This window comes from Caulobacter sp. GW821-FHT05F04, from assembly GCF_059419665.1.
Map to the genome: position 1 here is coordinate 50,971 of NZ_JBWKSF010000008.1, position 17,391 is coordinate 68,361.

Here is a 17,391-nt window from a genome sequence, read left to right on the forward strand (position 1 = left end):
CATACTTTAATCGTATAGATACACGCGTCTCATTTGCATTTTTTATATCTTCGTTCGTCCAGGGGGCTTCACGAACGTCGCATCGCAAACGGGATCCAGCCTCGCACAGCTCTTCCCTGAACCGCCTCCTTGCCGGGCTTTTCAGGGCGTTAACCCGTCGGTGATCGCCGACGGGAGGGGGACGGCGCGCGCCTTGAGCGGGCGTCGGGACACAATCAACGGAGTTATCCATGTTCGACCCGCCATCGCGTCTCAAGCTCGCGGCCCTGACCGGCGTCAGCGTCTTCGCGCTCGCTTTCGCTCCGGCCGTCCACGCCCAGACGGCCAATACGCAGGCCCCGAAAGCCAAGGCCAAACCCTCCGCCGACGACGCCGTCAGCGAGGTGGTCATCACCGGTCAGCGCCTGTCGACCGCCAACTCGATCCAGGATCAGAAAAAGGCCACCGGCGTCGTCAATGTCATTTCCGCCGACGATCTGGGCAAGCTGCCTGACGCGAACGTGGCCGACGCCCTGGCCCGCATCCCCGGCGTCAATGTCGTCGTCAATCAGGAGACCGGCGAAGGCGAATACGTCTCCATCCGCGGCCTGGCCAGCACCTACAACGCCTATTCGATCAACGGCGTGCGCGTGGCGCTGACGGACGCCAGCTCGCGCAAGATGTCGATGACGGTCCTGCCGCCCAACGGCCTGAAGGCGATCTCGGTCAACAAGACGCTGACGCCCGATCTGGACGGTGACGCCATCGGCGGTTCGGTCAACTTCGTCACCCCGACCGCCTTCGACTTCCGCAAGCCCACCCTGCGCGTCTTCGCCTCCTACGGCCTCAATGACCGCGCCCAGAAGCAGGACGAGCCGGCCGGCAGCGGCCAGATCCAGATCGACGGCGCGCGCAAGTTCGGCGATGGCCGCTTTGGTTTGTTCGGATCGGTCTATTACGGCAAGAGTCACTACACCAACGAAGAGTCCGAGAACGACGGCGAGTGGGAGCCCTACCGCTGGCGCAAGGACTCGATCGAACCGATCGACAGCCGCTCGATGTATCTGCCGGGCATCGACCTGGACTTCCGTCGCGGCGAACAGGAGCGCTTTGGCGGCAACTTCTCGGCCGACTATCAGATCGACCAGCACAACTTCTATGTCCGCGGCCAGTACGCCAAGCTGAACCGCACGGGCACCAATGACTACACGGACTTCCGCAGCCGTCCCACCAAGCGCCTGACGCAGGTCAACCTGGAAGACACGACCCTTCTGCAGCCGGAGCAGATGATCACCGGCCGCGATGCGGTGAAGGGCAACATCTACGGCTACACCGTCGGCCAGATCGTCGACACGGACAAGGACGGCCTGATCACCGACGCCGACCGCAAGTCGGGCAACTCGTACTGGTCGCTGTTTGGCCGTTCGGGCGTGTGGAACCCCAAGGCGTTCCAGTTCGCCCGCACCCATGAGTCCCAGGACCAGGAGTCCTCGCTCTACACGATCAACGCCGGGGGCCAGAGCCGCTTCGAGCGTCTGACGCTCGACTACGACCTCAGCTACTCCTACGGCGAGAAGGGCACGCCGCTGTACTACGGCATCGGCTACAACTGCGATAAGTGCTCGACCGATCCTATGTTCAACTCGACCGGCATCCTGTGGTCGTCGGCCGATCCGCGCTTCCCGCTGGCGCAGCTTCCGGCCTATGCGGCCAATGTCGATCACCGCGACGATCTGCTGCCGTTCGACGGCGCGTCGATGAACAAGGACAAGCAGTCCGACGCCCGCACCGCGCTGAAGCTCGATGCTCGTTATGAGATGGACGGCCTGATCGACTATGTGAAAGGCGGCTTCAAGTATCTCAAGTCAAAGCGCGAATATGACTCCACCCCGATCTGGGAAGGGGACTTGTCCGGCACGCCGCTGAACGGCAAGTCGCTGGCGGCGTCCGGCCTGGTCGAGCGTCAGGTCGATGGCTTCTTCAAGAACCGCTACTATTATGGCTCCATCCTGAGCCGCGAACGGGTCATCACCGCGGTGAACGCGGCGCGCGCCGCCAATCCGGTGTCCTATTCGACCGCGGACCTCAGCAAGGATGACAAGAAGGGCTCGGAAACCATCTATGCCGGCTATGCGCTGGCCCATGTCAGGTCGGGTAGTCTCGAAGTCGTCGGCGGCGCCCGCGTCGAACACACCAAGGTGGAAACCACCGCGTGGATCACCGACGCCACGACGTCGGGCTTCGGCAAGACCAACCGCGACTACACCAACTTCCTGCCCAGCATCACCGCTGTCTACCGTCAGGGCGAGACCCTGGTCTATCGCGGCGCGATCTGGACCAGCTTCTCGCGTCCGGAATATTCGAACATCTCGCGCGGCGAAAGCGTGACCCGCGATCCCGCGACCAAGGAAATCATCGCCATCAGCCGCGGCAATCCGGACCTGAAGCCCGGTGAGTCGGTCAATTTCGACCTGTCGGCCGAATGGTATCCGGATCGCTCCAGCGTGGTGTCCGTCGGCGTCTTCCACAAGAAGATCAAGAACTTCATCTTCACCAACGGCCGCTCGGTCAACGCGCCGACCAAGGAAGGCACGATCACCATCACTCAGCCGCAGAACGGCGAGGACGCGACCCTGACGGGCGTGGAGCTAAACCTGATCAAGTCGTTCGAAGGTCTTTCGGCGCCGTTCGACGGCTTCGGCGTCGAGGCCAACGTCACCTCGCAGACGTCCGAGGCCGAAACGGGCCTGGACTATCGTCGCGGCCATCCGATCACGTTCCTGCAGGCGCCGGACCTGATCTACAACACTTCTCTGACCTATCAGAAGTACGGTATCGAAGCCAAACTCAGCTATCAGTATCAAGGCGCTTACATCGAAGACACGCGCGACAACGCGGTCGACAAGTGGGTGCAGCCGAACAAGTCGCTCGACCTGCATACCCGCTACACCATTCGCCAGGGTCTGACGGTCGACTTCGACGTTCAGAATATCCTGGATGGTCACCGTTACTATACGACCAAGGGTAAGAACCCGACCTATCAAAAGGACTACATGGAGCCGGGCCGGAACTTTATCCTGCGCGTCGCCTATTCCTACTGATCAGGTTTAATCTTTTTCCTTGCCCTTCCGGCTCGCGCCGGAAGGGCTTTTCTTTGGCCTCCGGGCGAGTGACTGGCCCCCGAGCCAAGGTCTGTTTGAGTTTCCGGTCCCGATTTGTATGGTCCGGGTCAGTCACCTGTCGAAGAGAGAATCATGGCCGTTTCGCCTGACGATGGCGCCGAGCGTAGCCGCCGCCGTGAAGCCGGCAGCCTGTCGATCGGGGCCCTGAAGGCCTTCGTCACCGTCGTCGATCAAGGCTCCTTCTCGCGCGCGGCCGCCGTGCTGGGCGTTTCCCAGCCAAACATCTCCAATCAGATCAACGCGCTGGAACAGATCTGCGGCGTTCGACTGCTGAACCGGCGCACCCAGAACCAGAATCTGACCGACGCCGGGCGCGAGCTCTATACGCGGGCGCGGCTGGTCATCAGCCGCGTCGACGATTTCGAGATGACCGCCAATCTATTCAGTGGATTGAAGCGCGGGCGCATGTCGATCGGCTTTTCGACGCCGCCGGCGACCATGCAGCTGATCAGTCAATTCAGGCGCACCTATCCGGATATCGAGATTTCCACCCGGCTGGGCAATACGCGCTCCCTGACGCAGGATGTGATGGAATGTCGGGCCGATGTGGCGATCATTTCGCTGCTGGAGCCCGATCCGATCCTGGCCTGCCATCTGGTTTTCGAGCAGTCGCTCAACCTGATGGTGCCCGTCGATCACCCCTTCGCCCAGCGCGCTCACATCGAAGCCCGTGAGCTGGGCGGTCTGCCGCTGGTCCTGCGGGAGGAGGGCTCGGTGACGCGCGCCCTGACGGAAATCGCGCTCGGTCGAAGCGCCGCCAGCGTGGAAAGGGGCTTCATCGTCGAAAGCCGTGAAGCGGTCAAGGAAGCCACCGCCCACGGCATCGGGTTCGGCTGTATTCTGGATGGCGAAATCGGACACGACGTCCGACTGAAGGCCTTGCCCGTCCACGGCATGCCTCGCACCGGCGGCGTTTACATCGTCACCTTGCGTGAAAACATGGAAATTCCAGCGGTTTCGGCCTTCATTCGCCTTGCTGGACTAAAGGGAACCGCATTATAACAATATCAAATGTCATCGCATGATGGATTTGATATTTTTATGACAAACCCCGCCCCCGCCCTGCTTAGCGAGATCCGCGACATCTATCTGGGCAACGCCCAGCGCCCTTACGGCCTTTACGGCATCAATCAGCTGCAGCACGCCCTTCAGTCGGCCGCCCACGCCGAAGCGCAGGCCTTGTCGTCATCCCTCGTCATCGCCTGCCTGCTGCACGATGTCGGGCACATGATCCACGATCTGGGCGAAGCGCCCGCGGAAGAGGGCGTCGACGATCTGCACGAAGCCCTGGGGGCCGAATGGGCGGCGGCGCGCTTTCCCCTGGCCGTGAGCGAGCCCATACGCCTGCATGTGGCCGCCAAACGCTATCTGTGCAGCGTGGAACCCGGCTATCAGGACGGCCTGTCGAAAGATTCCCGCATCTCCCTGGCGCTGCAGGGCGGCGTGATGGACGACGCCGAGCAACTGGCCTTCCTGCACGAGCCCTTCGCCGATCAGGCGATCGCCCTGCGGCGTATCGATGAGCTGGCCAAGGACAAGAACGCCGTAACCGACAGCCTCGACGAGTTTCTCGAGCGTCACCTCGTGGCGGCGCTGAACCCGTAAGCCACCCCACCCGATCGTCACGCGATCATAATAATACCGCATTATATCAACGACTCTATAATGCGATATTATGCTGATTGGGGACACTCAGGGCGCGCACATGGCGACGTGGGACGATCACGACTATGGCGCGAACGACGCCGATCGGACCTATCCGCTGAAGGAGGTCTCCAGGACGGCCTTCCAGCGCTTCTGGAACCTCGAAACCGACACCTTCGCGCCGGCTGCACGTCATCTTGCTGGACGTGCGCTGGCGTCGCGACGCGCCCGATGGACACGGCGACATTCTGGGCGAGGGGCAATGGCGCTGGCTGGACGGCCGACTGGCTGTTCCGGCCGACTTGACGCTGGTGATCAGCGGCACGCAGATCCTGCTCAACGCCGGCACGGGCTCCGAGACCTGGGAAGACTATCCGCGCGCCCGCGACCGCCTGTTCAAGATTATCCGCAAGCATCGCCGCGAAGGCGTCGTTTTCATCACCGGCGATCAACACTATGGCGAGGTGGCCCGCGCGCGCGGCGCTCTGGGCTACGACGCGGTCGAACTGCAGTTTTGCGGCCTCAACCAGATCGAGAAGCCGGAAAAGAACCTCTACCGCGTCTCCCCTGTATCCACGAGCCTGCACGCCATGTGCCTCCTGGATATCCAGTGGGAGGCGGACGACTACAACGCGCCGCACATCCTCTATCGCGTCAGCGACAGCCAGACCGGCGCGACCGACATCGCCTATCGCCTCAATTTCAGTGAACTGACCTATAGCTGAGAGACGTCGCCATGACCGCTGACCGCCGCCATTTCCTCAAGGCGCTGGGCGCCGCCGGCTTGAGCGCCGCCACGCTGGCGACGCTGGAAAAAGCCATGGCCACCCCGGCCAATAACCGCACCGGGACGATCATGGACGTCGAGCACGTGGTGATCCTGATGCAGGAAAACCGCGCCTTCGACCACTATTTCGGCGGCTTCCCCGGCGTGCGCGGCCTGGGCGATCCGCGCCCCTTGCGGCTGCGGAACGGTCACACCGTCTGGCGTCAGCCCAGCGATCAGCACCCGGACGGCTATGTGCAGCCCTACTGGGCCGATTCAAAGACCGCCAACGCCTATGTGGTCGACGGCGCGGATCAGGGGCACAGCGCCGCGACGATCATCGTCAATGGCGGACGTTTCGATCAGTGGGGCGTTTCCCGGCAGCTTCAACACCGCATGACCTACTACAAGGCCTCGGATCTGCCCTTTTACCACGCTCTGGCCTCGACCTTCACCATCCTCGACGCCTACCACTGCTCGACCCTGACCCAGACCTATCCCAACCGCCTGCATCTTTGGACCGGCTGCAACGGCGGCGGGCATGTGGGCGGCGACCCGGTGATGAGCAACTACGGCGAGGACGAAACACCTTCGGCCGACATGGCCACCGATCAGCCGATCAAGGCCTATGAGTGGACGACCTACGCCGAGCGCCTTGAGGCGGCGGGCGTAAGCTGGAAGGTCTATCAGGAATACGACAATTTCGGCGACAACATCCTGTCGGTGTTCAAGCCCTTCCGCCCCTGCGACAAGGATTCCAACCTCTACAAGCGTGGCCGTTCATGGGTGTCCGAGCACAAGGACGGCCCAGACCGCACCCGGTCGGACGGCAAGCAACTCGTCGAAGCCTTCCGCGCCGACATCGCCGCCGGACGCCTGCCGCAGGTGTCGTGGATCGTCACGGCGGCCGCCCTGTCCGAACACCCGCGCTGGACGCCGGCGGACGGCGAAAACCTGACCGCCAAGCTGATCGAAGCTCTGGTCGATCATCCCGAGGTCTTCTCCAAGACCGTCTTCATCCTCAACTACGACGAAGCGGGCGGCCTGTTCGACCATATGCTGCCCCCCATGCCCGCCGCCGACGCCACGCGGGGCTATAGCGGCGTCAGCGTGGCCGGCGAGTTCAAGGATTACGACAAACATCCCCACCCCGGCGTCAGCGGCCCTCAGCCGCTGGGCCTCGGCATCCGTGTCCCGGCCATCGTCGTTTCGCCGTGGAGCCGCGGCGGCTACGTCTGCTCGCAGGTCTTCGACCACACCTCGACCCTGAAATTCCTCGAAAAGCGCTTCGGCGTGAAGGAGCCGAACATTTCCGACTGGCGGCGCGCGGTGTCCGGCGATCTGACCTCGTGCTTCGATTTCAAGACTCCGAACGCGCGGGGCGTCGACCTGCCGTCCACCGACGACTACACGCAGCGCCTGGCCCATGCCGCGCGCCAGCCCGCCCTGAAAATCCCCGCGCTCCAGACCCCCGCCGAGCAGCCTCGCGTGCAAAGACCGGCGCGCGCCCTGCCCTATCGCCTGGGAGCCGATCTGCGGCCAGACGGGGAAAACCTGCTGGTCGAGCTCGCCAACACCGGCGGCCACGCGGCGGTCTTCACCATCCACGACTACGCGCCCTACGGCCTGAGCGCGCCGTGGCACTACACGCTGGTCGCGGGCGAGCGCCATACGGCGGCGCAGTGGAACCACAAGGACAAGGAAGCCTACGATCTGGCCGTGCATGGGCCCAATGGCTTCTACCGCCATTTCCGCGGTCGCCCGTCCAAGAACGGCTATGTCCGGGTCGCTTTGCGCGAAGAACCGGCGACCGGAAAGGTTATGCTGAGCCTGCGCAATGAGACCTCGGCCAAGGCGAAGCTCAGCCTTGGCGTCGATCCGCGCTATCCCGTCGCCGCCGGCGCCTCACGCCAGCAGGCCATCGCACTGGAGCCCGGCGAGCAGCGCGAAATCGCCCTCGATCTCGCCGCCAGCGACCTTTGGTATGATATCAGCCTGACGGATGCCGCCGATGCCGACAGCCTTTGGCGCTATGCCGGGCGCGTCGAAAACGGCAAACCGGGCCGCACCGACCCCGGCATTGGGGCGATGGCGCTGACTCTGTAATCCGGACAGAAGAACCGAAACATCAAGGAGCCGGGTCGTGCGCGTATAGCCGCACGGACGGCCACCGAGCCTTCAGTTCCGCAAGCAGGCGCTGGACCTTGAGGCGTTCTGAGAACGCCTCAAGCCTCCGGGAAGTCGGTGCTGATCGTGAGGTCCTCCCAAGTCCCAATCTCCGCCTCGACCGCCTTCAGCTTGGCGCGGGCTCGGCGCAGGGCGTCGGAGCCCAGCAGCAGGTGCAACGGCGGATCGGACGCGTCGACGATGCGCAGGAGGGCCTGAGCGGCGCGGTCCGGATCGCCCAACTGCTGGCCAGCCATCGACGAGAAGGCCGCGCGGGCATTGCCGACCGTGGCGTCGTAGCCTTCGGCCCGCGTCTCGCTCAGGCGGATGGAGTGGGTCGACAGGAAGTCGGTGCGGAAGGCGCCGGGCGCGACGGCCGTGAGCTTGACGCCCAGCGGCGCGACCTCCTGGTGCAGCGACGCCGTCAGGCCCTCCAGGGCGTACTTCGCCGCCGCGTAGAGCGCCGAGGCCGCCCCCGGCGCCCGGCCGGCGATCGAGGTGATGTTGAGGATCCGGGCCTCGCCCTGCGCGCGCAGCCGGGGCAAGGCCGCGCGGATGACCTTGAACGGCCCGAAGACGTCGGTGGCGAACAGCCGCTCGGCCTCCGCGTCCGTGGCGTCCTCCAGCGCCCCCAGCAGGCCGTAGCCGGCGTTGTTGACCACGATGTCCAACCTTCCATCGGCCAGGCGGAAGGCCTCGTCGACGGCTCGGTCGATGGCCGCGCCGTCGGTGACGTCCAGGGTCAGGATGTGCAGCATCCCCGGCCCCGCCTCGATCGCCGGTGCGCCCGAGCGGACCGTGCCGACCACGGTGTCGCCCCGCGCCAGGGCCGCCTGGGCCAGCGCGAGCCCCAGGCCGCGCGAGATCCCGGTGATGAACCAATGCTTCGTCATCGCATGCTCCTTGTGAGGCGCACCTTGTGCGCCCCTCAGAGCAACTTCAGAATAGAACTATATCTGCGTGAGCTTATTAGCCGGACTAAACAATGACCACGAGCACCAACGCGATGCTGAGCGGCGGCGACTTCGTCCACCTGCGCGCCTTCGTGGCGGTGGGCCAGGCCTTGAGCTTTACTCGCGCCGCCGAGATCCTCGGGGTCACGCCGTCCGCCCTCAGCCAGGTGGTTCGGACCTTCGAGGACCGGATCGGCGTTCGTCTGCTGAACCGCACCACTCGCAGCGTCTCGCTGACCGAGGCCGGCGAGAACCTGCTGCGCCGCGTCGCTCCGGCGGTGGCCGAGCTCAGCCAGGCCGTCGGCCAGGCCCGCCTCTACCAGGAGCGTCCGTCGGGGACGGTGCGGGTCCATGTGTTCCGCTCGGCCGCGGAGCTCTACCTCCAGCCGATCCTGCCCGCGTTCCGCAGCGCCTTTCCGCAGGTCGTGCTGGACATCACGATCGACGACGAAGTCGTCGACACCGTGGCGGCCGGGTTCGACGCGGCCATCCGTATCGGTGAGGTCATCGAGCGCGACATGATCGCCGTGCCGTTGGAGCCGCCCGTGCGACAGATCCCGGTCGCCGCGCCCAGCTATATCGCCGAACGCGGCCTGCCGACCCATCCGCGCGCCCTGCTAGGCCACGACTGCATCCGCTGGCGCTGGCCGGGCCGCACCCAGCCCTATCGCTGGGAGTTCTTCGAGAACGGCGCCTGGTTCGAGGTCGAGGTCGACGGGCCGCTGATCGTCAACAGCAAGGACATCGCCCTCAAGGCCGCCATCGACGGCGTCGGCATCGCCTTCTCGGTCGAGCGCACCGCCCGCCAGGCCATCGCCGATGGCCTGCTGGTTCCGATGCTGGAGCCCTGGTGCGAGCCCTTCCCGGGCCACCACCTGTGCTTTCCTCAGCAGCGCCAGATGAGCCCAGCCCTGCGCGCCTTCATCGACGCGGTCCGCGACGGCGCTTCGGCCACTTAGTCCGCTTGCCAACGAGCGGCGAAAGCGTTGAGCCCATGAGAACTTGGCGGACTTGACGCGGCTGGCCACGCTCGACGCGAAGACGCGCCGGTCTCGCGGACACGCCTCCCGCGCCGGGCATGGCCGACGGCCGCTGCGCGGTCATGGCTCTGCTTCGCATCGCCCTTAAGTGATGCGACTGATTTGCATTTGCAAATATGGCTCGTTAGAAGCCCGGTCGTTGTACGAAAGCCAAGGGGGTCCAACGATGATCGGAATCAAGAGCCGGGCGCTGCTCATGGCCGGGGCGAGCGTCGCGCTGCTGACCCCGGCCAGCCTAGCCCACGCCGACGAAAGCAAGACTGCCGTCAATCAAGTCGAACAGGTGGTCGTCACCGCCGCCGCCACCCAGCAGAAGCTGACCGATGCTCCCGCCAGCATTTCGGTCGTCACCGAGGAGGATCTGCACGTCCGTCCGGTCCGAGACCTGACCGATATCCTCGACCGGGTCGAAGGCGTGACCCTCAACCGCTCGGGCAATCAGCGCACGATCCAGCTACGCGGCCTGGGCAGCGCCTACACACTCTTCCTGATCGACGGCAAGCGCGTGAACTCGACCAGCGCCATGTTCCGCGGCAACGATTTCGACGCCGGCTGGGCGCCGGTCGAGGCGATCTCGCGGGTCGAGGTGGTGCGCGGCCCGATGTCTTCGCTCTATGGCTCGGACGCCATCGGCGGCGTGGTCAACATCATCACCAAGCCGGTCGGCAAGCATTGGACGGGCTCGGCCAGTCTTGACTACGTGCTGCAGGAGGACGGCGACGCGGGGGACGCCTACAAGGCTGGCTTCTTCGCCAGCGGCCCCCTGAAGGACGACGTCCTGGGTCTGAAGATCTATGGCGGCTACAACCGCCGCCTCGGCGACGCCAACAACGTCAACCCGCCCACGACGAGCGGCGGCGCGCCGCTGTTCGGCATCCGCGACAAGCACGAGGGCTACGTCGACGCAACCCTGGCCTGGACGCCCGACAAGGCCAACACCGTCCTGGCCAACCTCGGCTGGAACCGCCTGACCCACGACAGCTTCCCGATGGAGCGTCGTGACTGGTCGCTTACCCACAAGGGCAAGTATGGTTTCGGCGACACCCAGTTGCGCGCCTACGGCGACCGCATCGAGAACGAGATCGGCAACGTCACCGGTCAGAAGAACCCGAACAAAGCGACCAACGCCGCTGTCGACGGCCGCGTCACCCTGCCTTGGGACGCCGCACGCCAGACCATCACCTTGGGCGCGGAGTGGCGGCGCCAGGAGCTGAAGGATCCGGCCAACCTGCGCGGCCTGCCCGGAACGCCGACCTACAATCAGAACCCGGTCACCCAGGTTGACCAGAAGGCCGCCTTCATCGAGGACGAGGTTCGTTTCACCGACGATCTGCGCCTGACGATCGGCGACCGCTATGACGACCACGAGAACTTCGGCGGTCACCACAGCCCCCGCGCCTATCTCGTCTTTCACGCCACGCCGAACATCACGTTCAAGGGCGGCGCGGCCAAGGCCTTCCGCGCGCCTACCCTGCTGCAGAACAGCCCCAACTGGGGTTCGGTGTCCTGCGGCAGCGCCACGACGGGCTGCTACATCATCGGCTCGACCGAGCTGAAGCCCGAGACGGCCACCAGTCGCGAACTGGGCGTGCGCGCCGAGTTCGACCGGTTCAGTGGCGGGGTCACCGTTTTCCGCAACGACCTGAAGAACATGATCGACATCACCAGCCGCACGCGCGACGTCAAGCTGGCGCCGACCTATTCCAATTTCGTGGGCTTCCTGCCTGATGGCCGGCCGATCTTCCGCAACCAGAACATCGCCAGGGTACGGTCGCAGGGCCTGGAGGCGAACGCCCGCTTCCGAGTCAGCGACAAGGTCGATCTGACCGCCAACTACACCTACCTCGACAGCAAGAACCGCAGCAATCCGGTCGAACTGGCGATGATCTATCAGCCCAAGCACTCGGCCAACGCCACGGTCAACGTGCGTCCGACCGACGCCTGGTCGCTGTTCGCCACCTGGAACTATGTCGGCGAGCAGTTCCTGGCCGTCTACACGAACGCCGCCAACAACGTGAAGCGCCAGGGCTACGGCACGGTCGATATCGGCGCGGCCTACGCCCTGAATCCCGAGACCACGGTGCGGTTCGGCGTGCTGAACACCGCGGACAAGGCGATCAAGCGCCAAACCTCGGACGAATATAACGAGGAAGGTCGCCGCTTCTTCGCCGCCGTCACGCGGCGGTTCTGATGGCGTCGCGCCCCTGGGCGATCGTGGCCGGCCTGACGCCGGCCGCCCTGGCCGCAGCCGCCCTGGCCGCGCCGCTGGAAAGCCCGCGGCTCGAGGCCCTGCGCCAGACGCTGTCGGCGCCCGGCGCCGCGGCGGAGTTCTGGGCCGGCGTGAGGGCCGGGGGCGCGCCCCTAGTCGAGCCCAGGCCCGACGGCTCGGCGCTGGTCACCTTCCTCTGGCGCGGCGAGACCAATCGCGAGGTCGAACTCAGTTGGCCGGTGTGGACAGCGGACCGACGCGAGAACCATCTCCAACGGCTGGCCGGCAGCGACGTCTGGTTCAAGACCGTGCGCCTGCCGGCCGGAACCCGACTGTCCTACCAGCTCGCGCCGGATCCCAAGCGCGGCGCCCCAGGCGACCGCGCCGCGTATCGCGCGGGGCTGGTCGCGGCGCTGGCGCCCGATCCGCTGAACCCGCATCGCTGGGAGACGTCCTCGGTTGTCGAGCTTCCCGGTGCGTCTCCTCAGCCCTGGGTCTCCCCGCGCGCGGTCGCCAAGGGGCGGCTGGCGACCAGCGTGTTCGAGAGCAAGACCCTGGGCGCCGGGCGGGAGGTGACGGTCTATTCGCCGCCGGGCCCAACCAGGAACACGCCGTTGATCATCGTCTTCGACGCCGATCGCTACCTATCGTCGATCCCGACGCCGACGATCCTGGACAACCTGATCGCCGCCGGCGCCATCCCACCGGTGACGGCAGTGTTCGTGGCCAATCCCACGCGAGAGGCGCGCGGGGTCGATCTGGCCTGCAATCCCGCTTTCGCCGACATGCTGGCCGATGAACTTCTGCCCTGGATCCGCGGAAGAGCGTCGGTCTCGGATGATCCGGCCAGAACCGTTCTGGCGGGCTCCAGCTTCGGCGGGCTGGCCAGCGCCTGCGCGGCCCTGAGGCGTCCAGAACGGTTCGGCGCGGCGCTCAGCCAGTCAGGATCATTCTGGTGGGAGCCCGATAACGGCAAGCCCCCTTCCGACGCCGCCGGTTGGGTGGCGCGACAGGTCCAGGCGCAGGACCGCAAGCCCGTCCGCTTCTATCTCGACGCCGGCCTGCTGGAGTCGACCGGCGGCTCGGAGAGCATCCTTTCGACCACCCGCAAGCTGGCCGACGTCCTGCGGGCCAAGGGCTATGAGGTCCGGCAGGTCGAGTTCGCCGGCGGTCACGACGACCTGGCCTGGCGTGGCACGCTTTCCGACGGCTTGATCCATCTGCTTGGAGACCCGCGATGATCTCCCGACGCCATGCGCTGGCCGTGCTGGCCAGCCTGCCCGCCACGCCGGCGCTCGCTCAGCCCGGAACAGGTCCCACCGGCCCCGGCCTGTTCGAAACCGGCGCCGCAACGCACAGGATCACCCGCCACGCTTTCCTCTCGGCCGACGGCAAGCGCCGCTATCGGGTCGACATGGCCACGCCCAAGGGCAGGCCGCCCCGGCGCGGCTGGCCCTCACTCTACCTCCTGGACGGCAACGCCGCCTTCACGATCCTGACGCCCGCGGATCTGGCGAGCGTTCCGGATCTGGCGCTGATCGCCATCGGCTACGAGACCGAGCAACGGTTCGACAACCTGGCGCGGACCTTCGACGACACGCCTTCCTTGCCCGGCCCGCCCGAGACGCCGGGCCGTCCCGAGGGGGGATCGGCCGCCTTTCGCGAACTGCTGCTGGGAGAGATCCGGCCGCGCCTCGAACAACTCGGTCGCCTGGATCCCGAAAAAGCGGCGATCTGGGGACACTCGTACGGCGCGCTCTTCGTGCTGGACACGTTGCGGGCGGCCCCGGAAGCCTTTCGGACCTGCGTTCCGGTCAGCCCTTCGCTTTGGTGGCGCGACGGCGCGATCGCGGCCGCGCCGTTCCGCTCCCCAAGCCGTCCTGTCCGCGTCGCCTTGATGGTCGGCGACCGCGAAGCGCGACGCACCGGCGGTTCGCCGCCTTCGCCGGATGACTTCGCCGCCTCCGTCGCCCGCGTCCGCGCCTTGGGCGAGAGCCTGGCGGCCACACCGCGCCTGATTGTCGACGTCACCGTGCTGCCCGGCCAGTCGCACGGCGGCGCCCTGACAATGTCTCTTCCCCTGGCCCTGCGCCTCGCCGCCGAGGATCGTCCATGAAATGCGCCGCCTTCATCGCTAGCCTCACGCTCGCCGCCGTTCTGGCCTTCCCGGCCGCGGCCCCTGGGACCTCGTCGCCTACGTCCTGATCGCACCGGCCCTGATCCTTGTTGCTCAGGTCTCGGCAAGGGCGGCGCGCGGCCTGCGCGGCCCCACCGATCTCCAACCGTCCCAACCGAGACCATCGGCCAAGAAGACCTGACACCCCAAGTCGAACACCGCTTCGGCTTTAAGCCAAAATGTCCAAACAAGGGTGGTGCGGGCGCGAACCAACCGGTCCGGTCAATCGCGACTTCGCGTTAAAGATGCGCCATCTGCTGACGTTGGCCCCCCGCGCCGGAAAGCCGACTTGCGGCCAGCTCCTGGCGCTAGCGAGCGCCAACCACCCGGTTCATCGTCAGAAACTCCAGGGCCTCGCGTTCGATCTTGTCCTGCTCCTCTTTCGGGAACTTGCCATGCACGCCGCCCGGCACGGTGTGGAGGCGGCTCGCAACGCCGGCCTTGTCCAGGTCGGCCTTCAGCGCCAGCGACGCCTCATAGGGAACGGTCGGGTCCGCATCGCCATGCACGATGAACACCGGTGGCTGGCCCTTGCGCACGTACGTCGCCGGCGACATCGTCGTCCACAGGATCTCCGGCCCTTCACCGATCCATCGCGCCGTCGACGGGCTCTTGAAGGCGCCGGGAAGGTTGGATCGCAGGTGATAGGGTCCGTAGAAATCGAGGATCGCCGGCACGGTCGGCTGGTCGCGACAGGCGGGCAGGTCGATATCGTTGGTCTTGGGCAGCATGCCCGCCATCAAGGCCAGGTGACCGCCGGCCGAAGTGCCATAAGGCACGACCCGCCTGGCGTCGAAGCCATAGGTCTTGGCGTTCGCCTTGACCCACGACAGGGCGCAGCGAACGTCCTGCACCGCCGCCGGCGCCGTGGCGACGTCGCTCAGGCGATACTCGACGGTTACGACCGAGAAGCCCGCCGCCAGATAGGCGCGGAAGCCGCCCCATCCCGCCGGCTTCTCGCCCTTCCACCAGGCGCCGCCATGAATATAGACCAGCACCGGACGCGGCCCCTTGAAGGCGGTGTTGCGATAGACATCGAGATGCAGGTCCTTGCCGCTGGCCCGCAGGTAGACGACGTCCTTGGTCGCCTCCGGCGCCTTGACCGACACCGGCGGCGCGGGTTCGGTCGGCGCCTGGGCGACGACGGGCGTCGCGCCCAGCAGGACGATGGCGGCGAGCGCCTTGGTGGCCAGCGTTTGGGCGATCATCGATACCTCTCCCATCAGCTCATCAGCAGGCCGCCGTTGATGTCCAGGCAGACCCCCGTCAGGAAGCTCGACTCGTCGCCGGCCAGATAGGCCACCGCGTCGGCGATCTCGGGCGCGCGACCCTCGCGACGCAAAGGGGTGCTGGCCGCGACGCGGGCGCGGACCTCGTCCTTGGAGAAGGTGTCGTGGAAGGTGGTGCCGATCATGCCGGGGCACAGGGCGTTCACCCGGATGCCCTGCGGCCCCAATTCCTTGGCCATGGCCTTGGTGAAGGTCATGATCGCGCCCTTGGCCGTGGCGTAGGCCGTGGCGCCGGGACCGCCGCCGTCCTTGCCGGCCTGCGAGGACAGGTTCACGATCGCCGAGCCGGCGGCCATGTGCGGGACGGTCGCCTTGGTGGTCAGGAACACCGAGTTCAGGTTCAGGCGCATGACGTGGTCGAAGAAGGTCTCGTCCATCTCGTCCAGCGTCTTGCGGGCGACCATGCCGCCGGCGACGTTGACCAGGGCGCCGATCGGGCCGCCGAAGGTCGACAGGGCCGCGTCGACCAGGGCCTGGACGTCGCTGGCGGAGGTCATGTCGCCCTTCAGGATCAGCGCGCGGCCGCCCGCGGCTTCGATCTCGGCCAAGGTCGCCCTGGCGCCCTCTTCGCTGCCGAAATAGTTGATCGCGACCTTGGCCCCTTCGGCCGCCAGCTTCAGCGACACGGCCTTGCCGATATCGCGCGCGCCGCCGGTGACGATGACGGTCTTGTTGGTGAGGCGCATCAGGATTTTGCTCCGTTGGTAGTGCGGGCCGCGAGGGCGGGATCGACGAGGCGTTCGCCTCGGCCGCCCAAGAGCCAGATGGACAGGATGGAAAGGGGAACCAGGCTGGCGCCCATGACAAAGACCGGGGCGTAGCTGACCTTGGTGGCGACCGGGACGATCCAGGTGGTGATCAGCACCCCGGCCACGGCGGCGGTGCCGCTGATCCCGGCCAGCGATCCGACCGACCGAGGCAGGTAGTCGCTGGGCAGGGTCTGGATGTTGTTGATGGCGATCTGGAAGCCGAACAGGATCACGGCGATCAGCAGCACCGCGTGCAGCGGCGTGGACGCGCCGATGGTCAGCAGCAGGGCCGGCAGCATGAGGACGCCACCCAGGGTGATCGCCCACTTGCGGGCCTTGACCGGCCGCCAGCCGCGACCGATCAGCCAGCCGGAGATCCAGCCGCCGAACAGGCTGCCCGCCGCCGCGCCCACATAGGGCACCCAGCCGAACAAGCCGATCTGCTTGATGTCGAAGCCGAAGCGCTCGGCCAGGTAGATCGGCAGCCAGGAGACGAACAGCCACCAGACCGGGTCGATGAAGAAGCGCGCCAGGATCAGGCCCCAGGCCTCGCGGTGGCGCAGCAGACCCGACCATGTCGGCTTGTAGTCGACCTCGGCGTCGCCGGAAGCCGGGCGCTGGCCGGTCAGGATGTGCTGGCGCTCCTCCTCCGACAGCCAGGGATGGTCCTCGGGCGCGGCGCGGCAGACGATGGCCCACGGGACCACCCACAGAACGCCCAGCAGGCCGATGACCATGAAGGTCGCGCGCCACCCGAAGGTCAGGAACAGCCAGGCGATCAGCGGCGCGGAGATGATGGCCCCGACCGAGGCGCCGGCGTTGAAGATCCCCTGGGCGAAGGCGCGCTCGCGCACGGGGAACCACTCGGCGTTGGCCTTGGCGGCGCCGGGCCAGTTGCCGGCCTCGCTGACGCCCAGGGCGGCGCGCAGCAGGCCGAGCGTCAGGATCGACCGGGCGACCGAGTGCAGGGCGATCGACGCCGACCAGGCCAGGATCGACAGCATGAAGCCCACCCGCGTGCCCAGGGCGTCGAAGATCTTGCCGAAGATCGTCTGACCGGCCGCGTAGGACAGCATGAAGCAGGTCAGGATGAGCGCGTACTCTTCCTTGCCGACGCCCATGTCCTTGGAGATCTGCGGCCACATCACGGCCAGCGCGTTGCGGTCGATATAGTTGATCACCGTGGCTAGGCCGACCATGCCGACGATCAGCCAGCGAAGGCCCTTGAACTTCATCTC

At 66.2% G+C, this 17,391-nt stretch carries 13 protein-coding genes; 9 read left to right on the forward strand and 4 right to left on the reverse strand.

The genetic code is table 11. From position 1 onward, the window contains the following. Positions 1 to 230 precede the first annotated feature (230 nt). The 5 genes from AC07R7_RS19675 (at position 231) to AC07R7_RS19695 (ending at position 7,677) form a co-directional block, all read left to right on the forward strand. The gene (locus AC07R7_RS19675; protein ID WP_494636367.1) at positions 231 to 3,080 is read left to right on the forward strand and encodes a TonB-dependent receptor; all 2,850 of its coding nucleotides are present in this window, start codon (positions 231 to 233) and stop codon (positions 3,078 to 3,080) included. A 153-nt stretch (positions 3,081 to 3,233) separates the two neighbouring features. Then, entirely contained in the window at positions 3,234 to 4,163 is a 930-nt protein-coding gene (locus tag AC07R7_RS19680; protein ID WP_492885614.1) for a LysR substrate-binding domain-containing protein, read from the forward strand. Positions 4,164 to 4,202: 39 nt separating this feature from the next. After that, the gene (locus tag AC07R7_RS19685; RefSeq protein ID WP_494636368.1) at positions 4,203 to 4,766 is read left to right on the forward strand and encodes an HD domain-containing protein; all 564 of its coding nucleotides are present in this window, start codon (positions 4,203 to 4,205) and stop codon (positions 4,764 to 4,766) included. Between the two features lie 245 nt (positions 4,767 to 5,011). Continuing rightward, positions 5,012 to 5,530 carry an alkaline phosphatase D family protein gene (locus AC07R7_RS19690; protein ID WP_494636454.1) on the forward strand — a complete coding sequence of 173 codons (519 nt, stop codon included), beginning with the start codon at positions 5,012 to 5,014 and terminating at the stop codon, positions 5,528 to 5,530. A gap of 11 nt (positions 5,531 to 5,541) precedes the next feature. Next, the gene (locus tag AC07R7_RS19695; protein WP_494636369.1) at positions 5,542 to 7,677 is read left to right on the forward strand and encodes a phosphocholine-specific phospholipase C; all 2,136 of its coding nucleotides are present in this window, start codon (positions 5,542 to 5,544) and stop codon (positions 7,675 to 7,677) included. 119 nt (positions 7,678 to 7,796) lie between these two features. Here the strand turns inward: AC07R7_RS19695 and AC07R7_RS19700 are convergent, their stop codons facing one another. Then, positions 7,797 to 8,630: an oxidoreductase gene (locus tag AC07R7_RS19700; RefSeq protein ID WP_494636370.1), complete on the reverse strand. Its 834-nt coding sequence runs from the start codon at positions 8,628 to 8,630 to the stop codon at positions 7,797 to 7,799. Positions 8,631 to 8,722: 92 nt separating this feature from the next. Here AC07R7_RS19700 and AC07R7_RS19705 point away from each other — a divergent pair, with 92 nt between their 5' ends. The 4 genes from AC07R7_RS19705 (at position 8,723) to AC07R7_RS19720 (ending at position 14,055) form a co-directional block, all read left to right on the forward strand. Next, positions 8,723 to 9,649, forward strand: a complete 927-nt coding sequence (locus AC07R7_RS19705; protein WP_494636371.1) for a LysR family transcriptional regulator — start codon at positions 8,723 to 8,725, stop codon at positions 9,647 to 9,649. A 247-nt stretch (positions 9,650 to 9,896) separates the two neighbouring features. Beyond that, positions 9,897 to 11,921, forward strand: coding sequence for a TonB-dependent receptor domain-containing protein (locus AC07R7_RS19710; RefSeq protein WP_494636372.1), 2,025 nt, complete (start codon positions 9,897 to 9,899; stop codon positions 11,919 to 11,921). Next, on the forward strand, positions 11,921 to 13,180 hold the full coding sequence (fes, locus tag AC07R7_RS19715) for an enterochelin esterase (protein WP_494636373.1): 1,260 nt from the start codon (positions 11,921 to 11,923) through the stop codon (positions 13,178 to 13,180). The genes AC07R7_RS19710 and fes overlap by 1 nt, the downstream gene beginning before the upstream one ends. Then, positions 13,177 to 14,055, forward strand: a complete 879-nt coding sequence (locus tag AC07R7_RS19720; RefSeq protein WP_494636374.1) for an alpha/beta hydrolase — start codon at positions 13,177 to 13,179, stop codon at positions 14,053 to 14,055. The genes fes and AC07R7_RS19720 overlap by 4 nt, the downstream gene beginning before the upstream one ends. A 368-nt stretch (positions 14,056 to 14,423) precedes the next feature. On the opposite strand, the gene AC07R7_RS19725 is transcribed toward AC07R7_RS19720, so the two are convergent. The 3 genes from AC07R7_RS19725 to AC07R7_RS19735 are packed head-to-tail and all read right to left on the reverse strand — an operon-like array spanning position 14,424 to position 17,388. Next, complete coding sequence (locus AC07R7_RS19725; RefSeq protein ID WP_494636375.1) at positions 14,424 to 15,323, reverse strand: alpha/beta hydrolase fold domain-containing protein; 900 nt, start codon at positions 15,321 to 15,323, stop codon at positions 14,424 to 14,426. Between the two features lie 14 nt (positions 15,324 to 15,337). Then, positions 15,338 to 16,090 carry an SDR family NAD(P)-dependent oxidoreductase gene (locus AC07R7_RS19730; RefSeq protein WP_494636376.1) on the reverse strand — a complete coding sequence of 251 codons (753 nt, stop codon included), beginning with the start codon at positions 16,088 to 16,090 and terminating at the stop codon, positions 15,338 to 15,340. Then, positions 16,090 to 17,388 (reverse strand): MFS transporter, encoded by a 1,299-nt coding sequence (locus AC07R7_RS19735; RefSeq protein ID WP_494636377.1) that lies wholly within the window; start codon positions 17,386 to 17,388, stop codon positions 16,090 to 16,092. Before AC07R7_RS19735 ends, AC07R7_RS19730 begins: the two co-directional genes overlap by 1 nt. Positions 17,389 to 17,391 lie beyond the last annotated feature (3 nt).

Bases quoted from the DNA above. Each gene is read 5' to 3' on its own strand.
- AC07R7_RS19675 (WP_494636367.1), top strand. From the start codon at position 231: ATGTTCGACCCGCCATCGCGTCTCAAGCTCGCGGCCCTGACCGGCGTC.
- AC07R7_RS19680 (WP_492885614.1), top strand. From the start codon at position 3,234: ATGGCCGTTTCGCCTGACGATGGCGCCGAGCGTAGCCGCCGCCGTGAA.
- AC07R7_RS19685 (WP_494636368.1), top strand. From the start codon at position 4,203: ATGACAAACCCCGCCCCCGCCCTGCTTAGCGAGATCCGCGACATCTAT.
- AC07R7_RS19695 (WP_494636369.1), top strand. From the start codon at position 5,542: ATGACCGCTGACCGCCGCCATTTCCTCAAGGCGCTGGGCGCCGCCGGC.
- AC07R7_RS19700 (WP_494636370.1), bottom strand. From the start codon at position 8,630: ATGACGAAGCATTGGTTCATCACCGGGATCTCGCGCGGCCTGGGGCTC.
- AC07R7_RS19705 (WP_494636371.1), top strand. From the start codon at position 8,723: ATGACCACGAGCACCAACGCGATGCTGAGCGGCGGCGACTTCGTCCAC.
- AC07R7_RS19710 (WP_494636372.1), top strand. From the start codon at position 9,897: ATGATCGGAATCAAGAGCCGGGCGCTGCTCATGGCCGGGGCGAGCGTC.
- fes (WP_494636373.1), top strand. From the start codon at position 11,921: ATGGCGTCGCGCCCCTGGGCGATCGTGGCCGGCCTGACGCCGGCCGCC.
- AC07R7_RS19720 (WP_494636374.1), top strand. From the start codon at position 13,177: ATGATCTCCCGACGCCATGCGCTGGCCGTGCTGGCCAGCCTGCCCGCC.
- AC07R7_RS19725 (WP_494636375.1), bottom strand. From the start codon at position 15,323: ATGATCGCCCAAACGCTGGCCACCAAGGCGCTCGCCGCCATCGTCCTG.
- AC07R7_RS19730 (WP_494636376.1), bottom strand. From the start codon at position 16,090: ATGCGCCTCACCAACAAGACCGTCATCGTCACCGGCGGCGCGCGCGAT.
- AC07R7_RS19735 (WP_494636377.1), bottom strand. From the start codon at position 17,388: ATGAAGTTCAAGGGCCTTCGCTGGCTGATCGTCGGCATGGTCGGCCTA.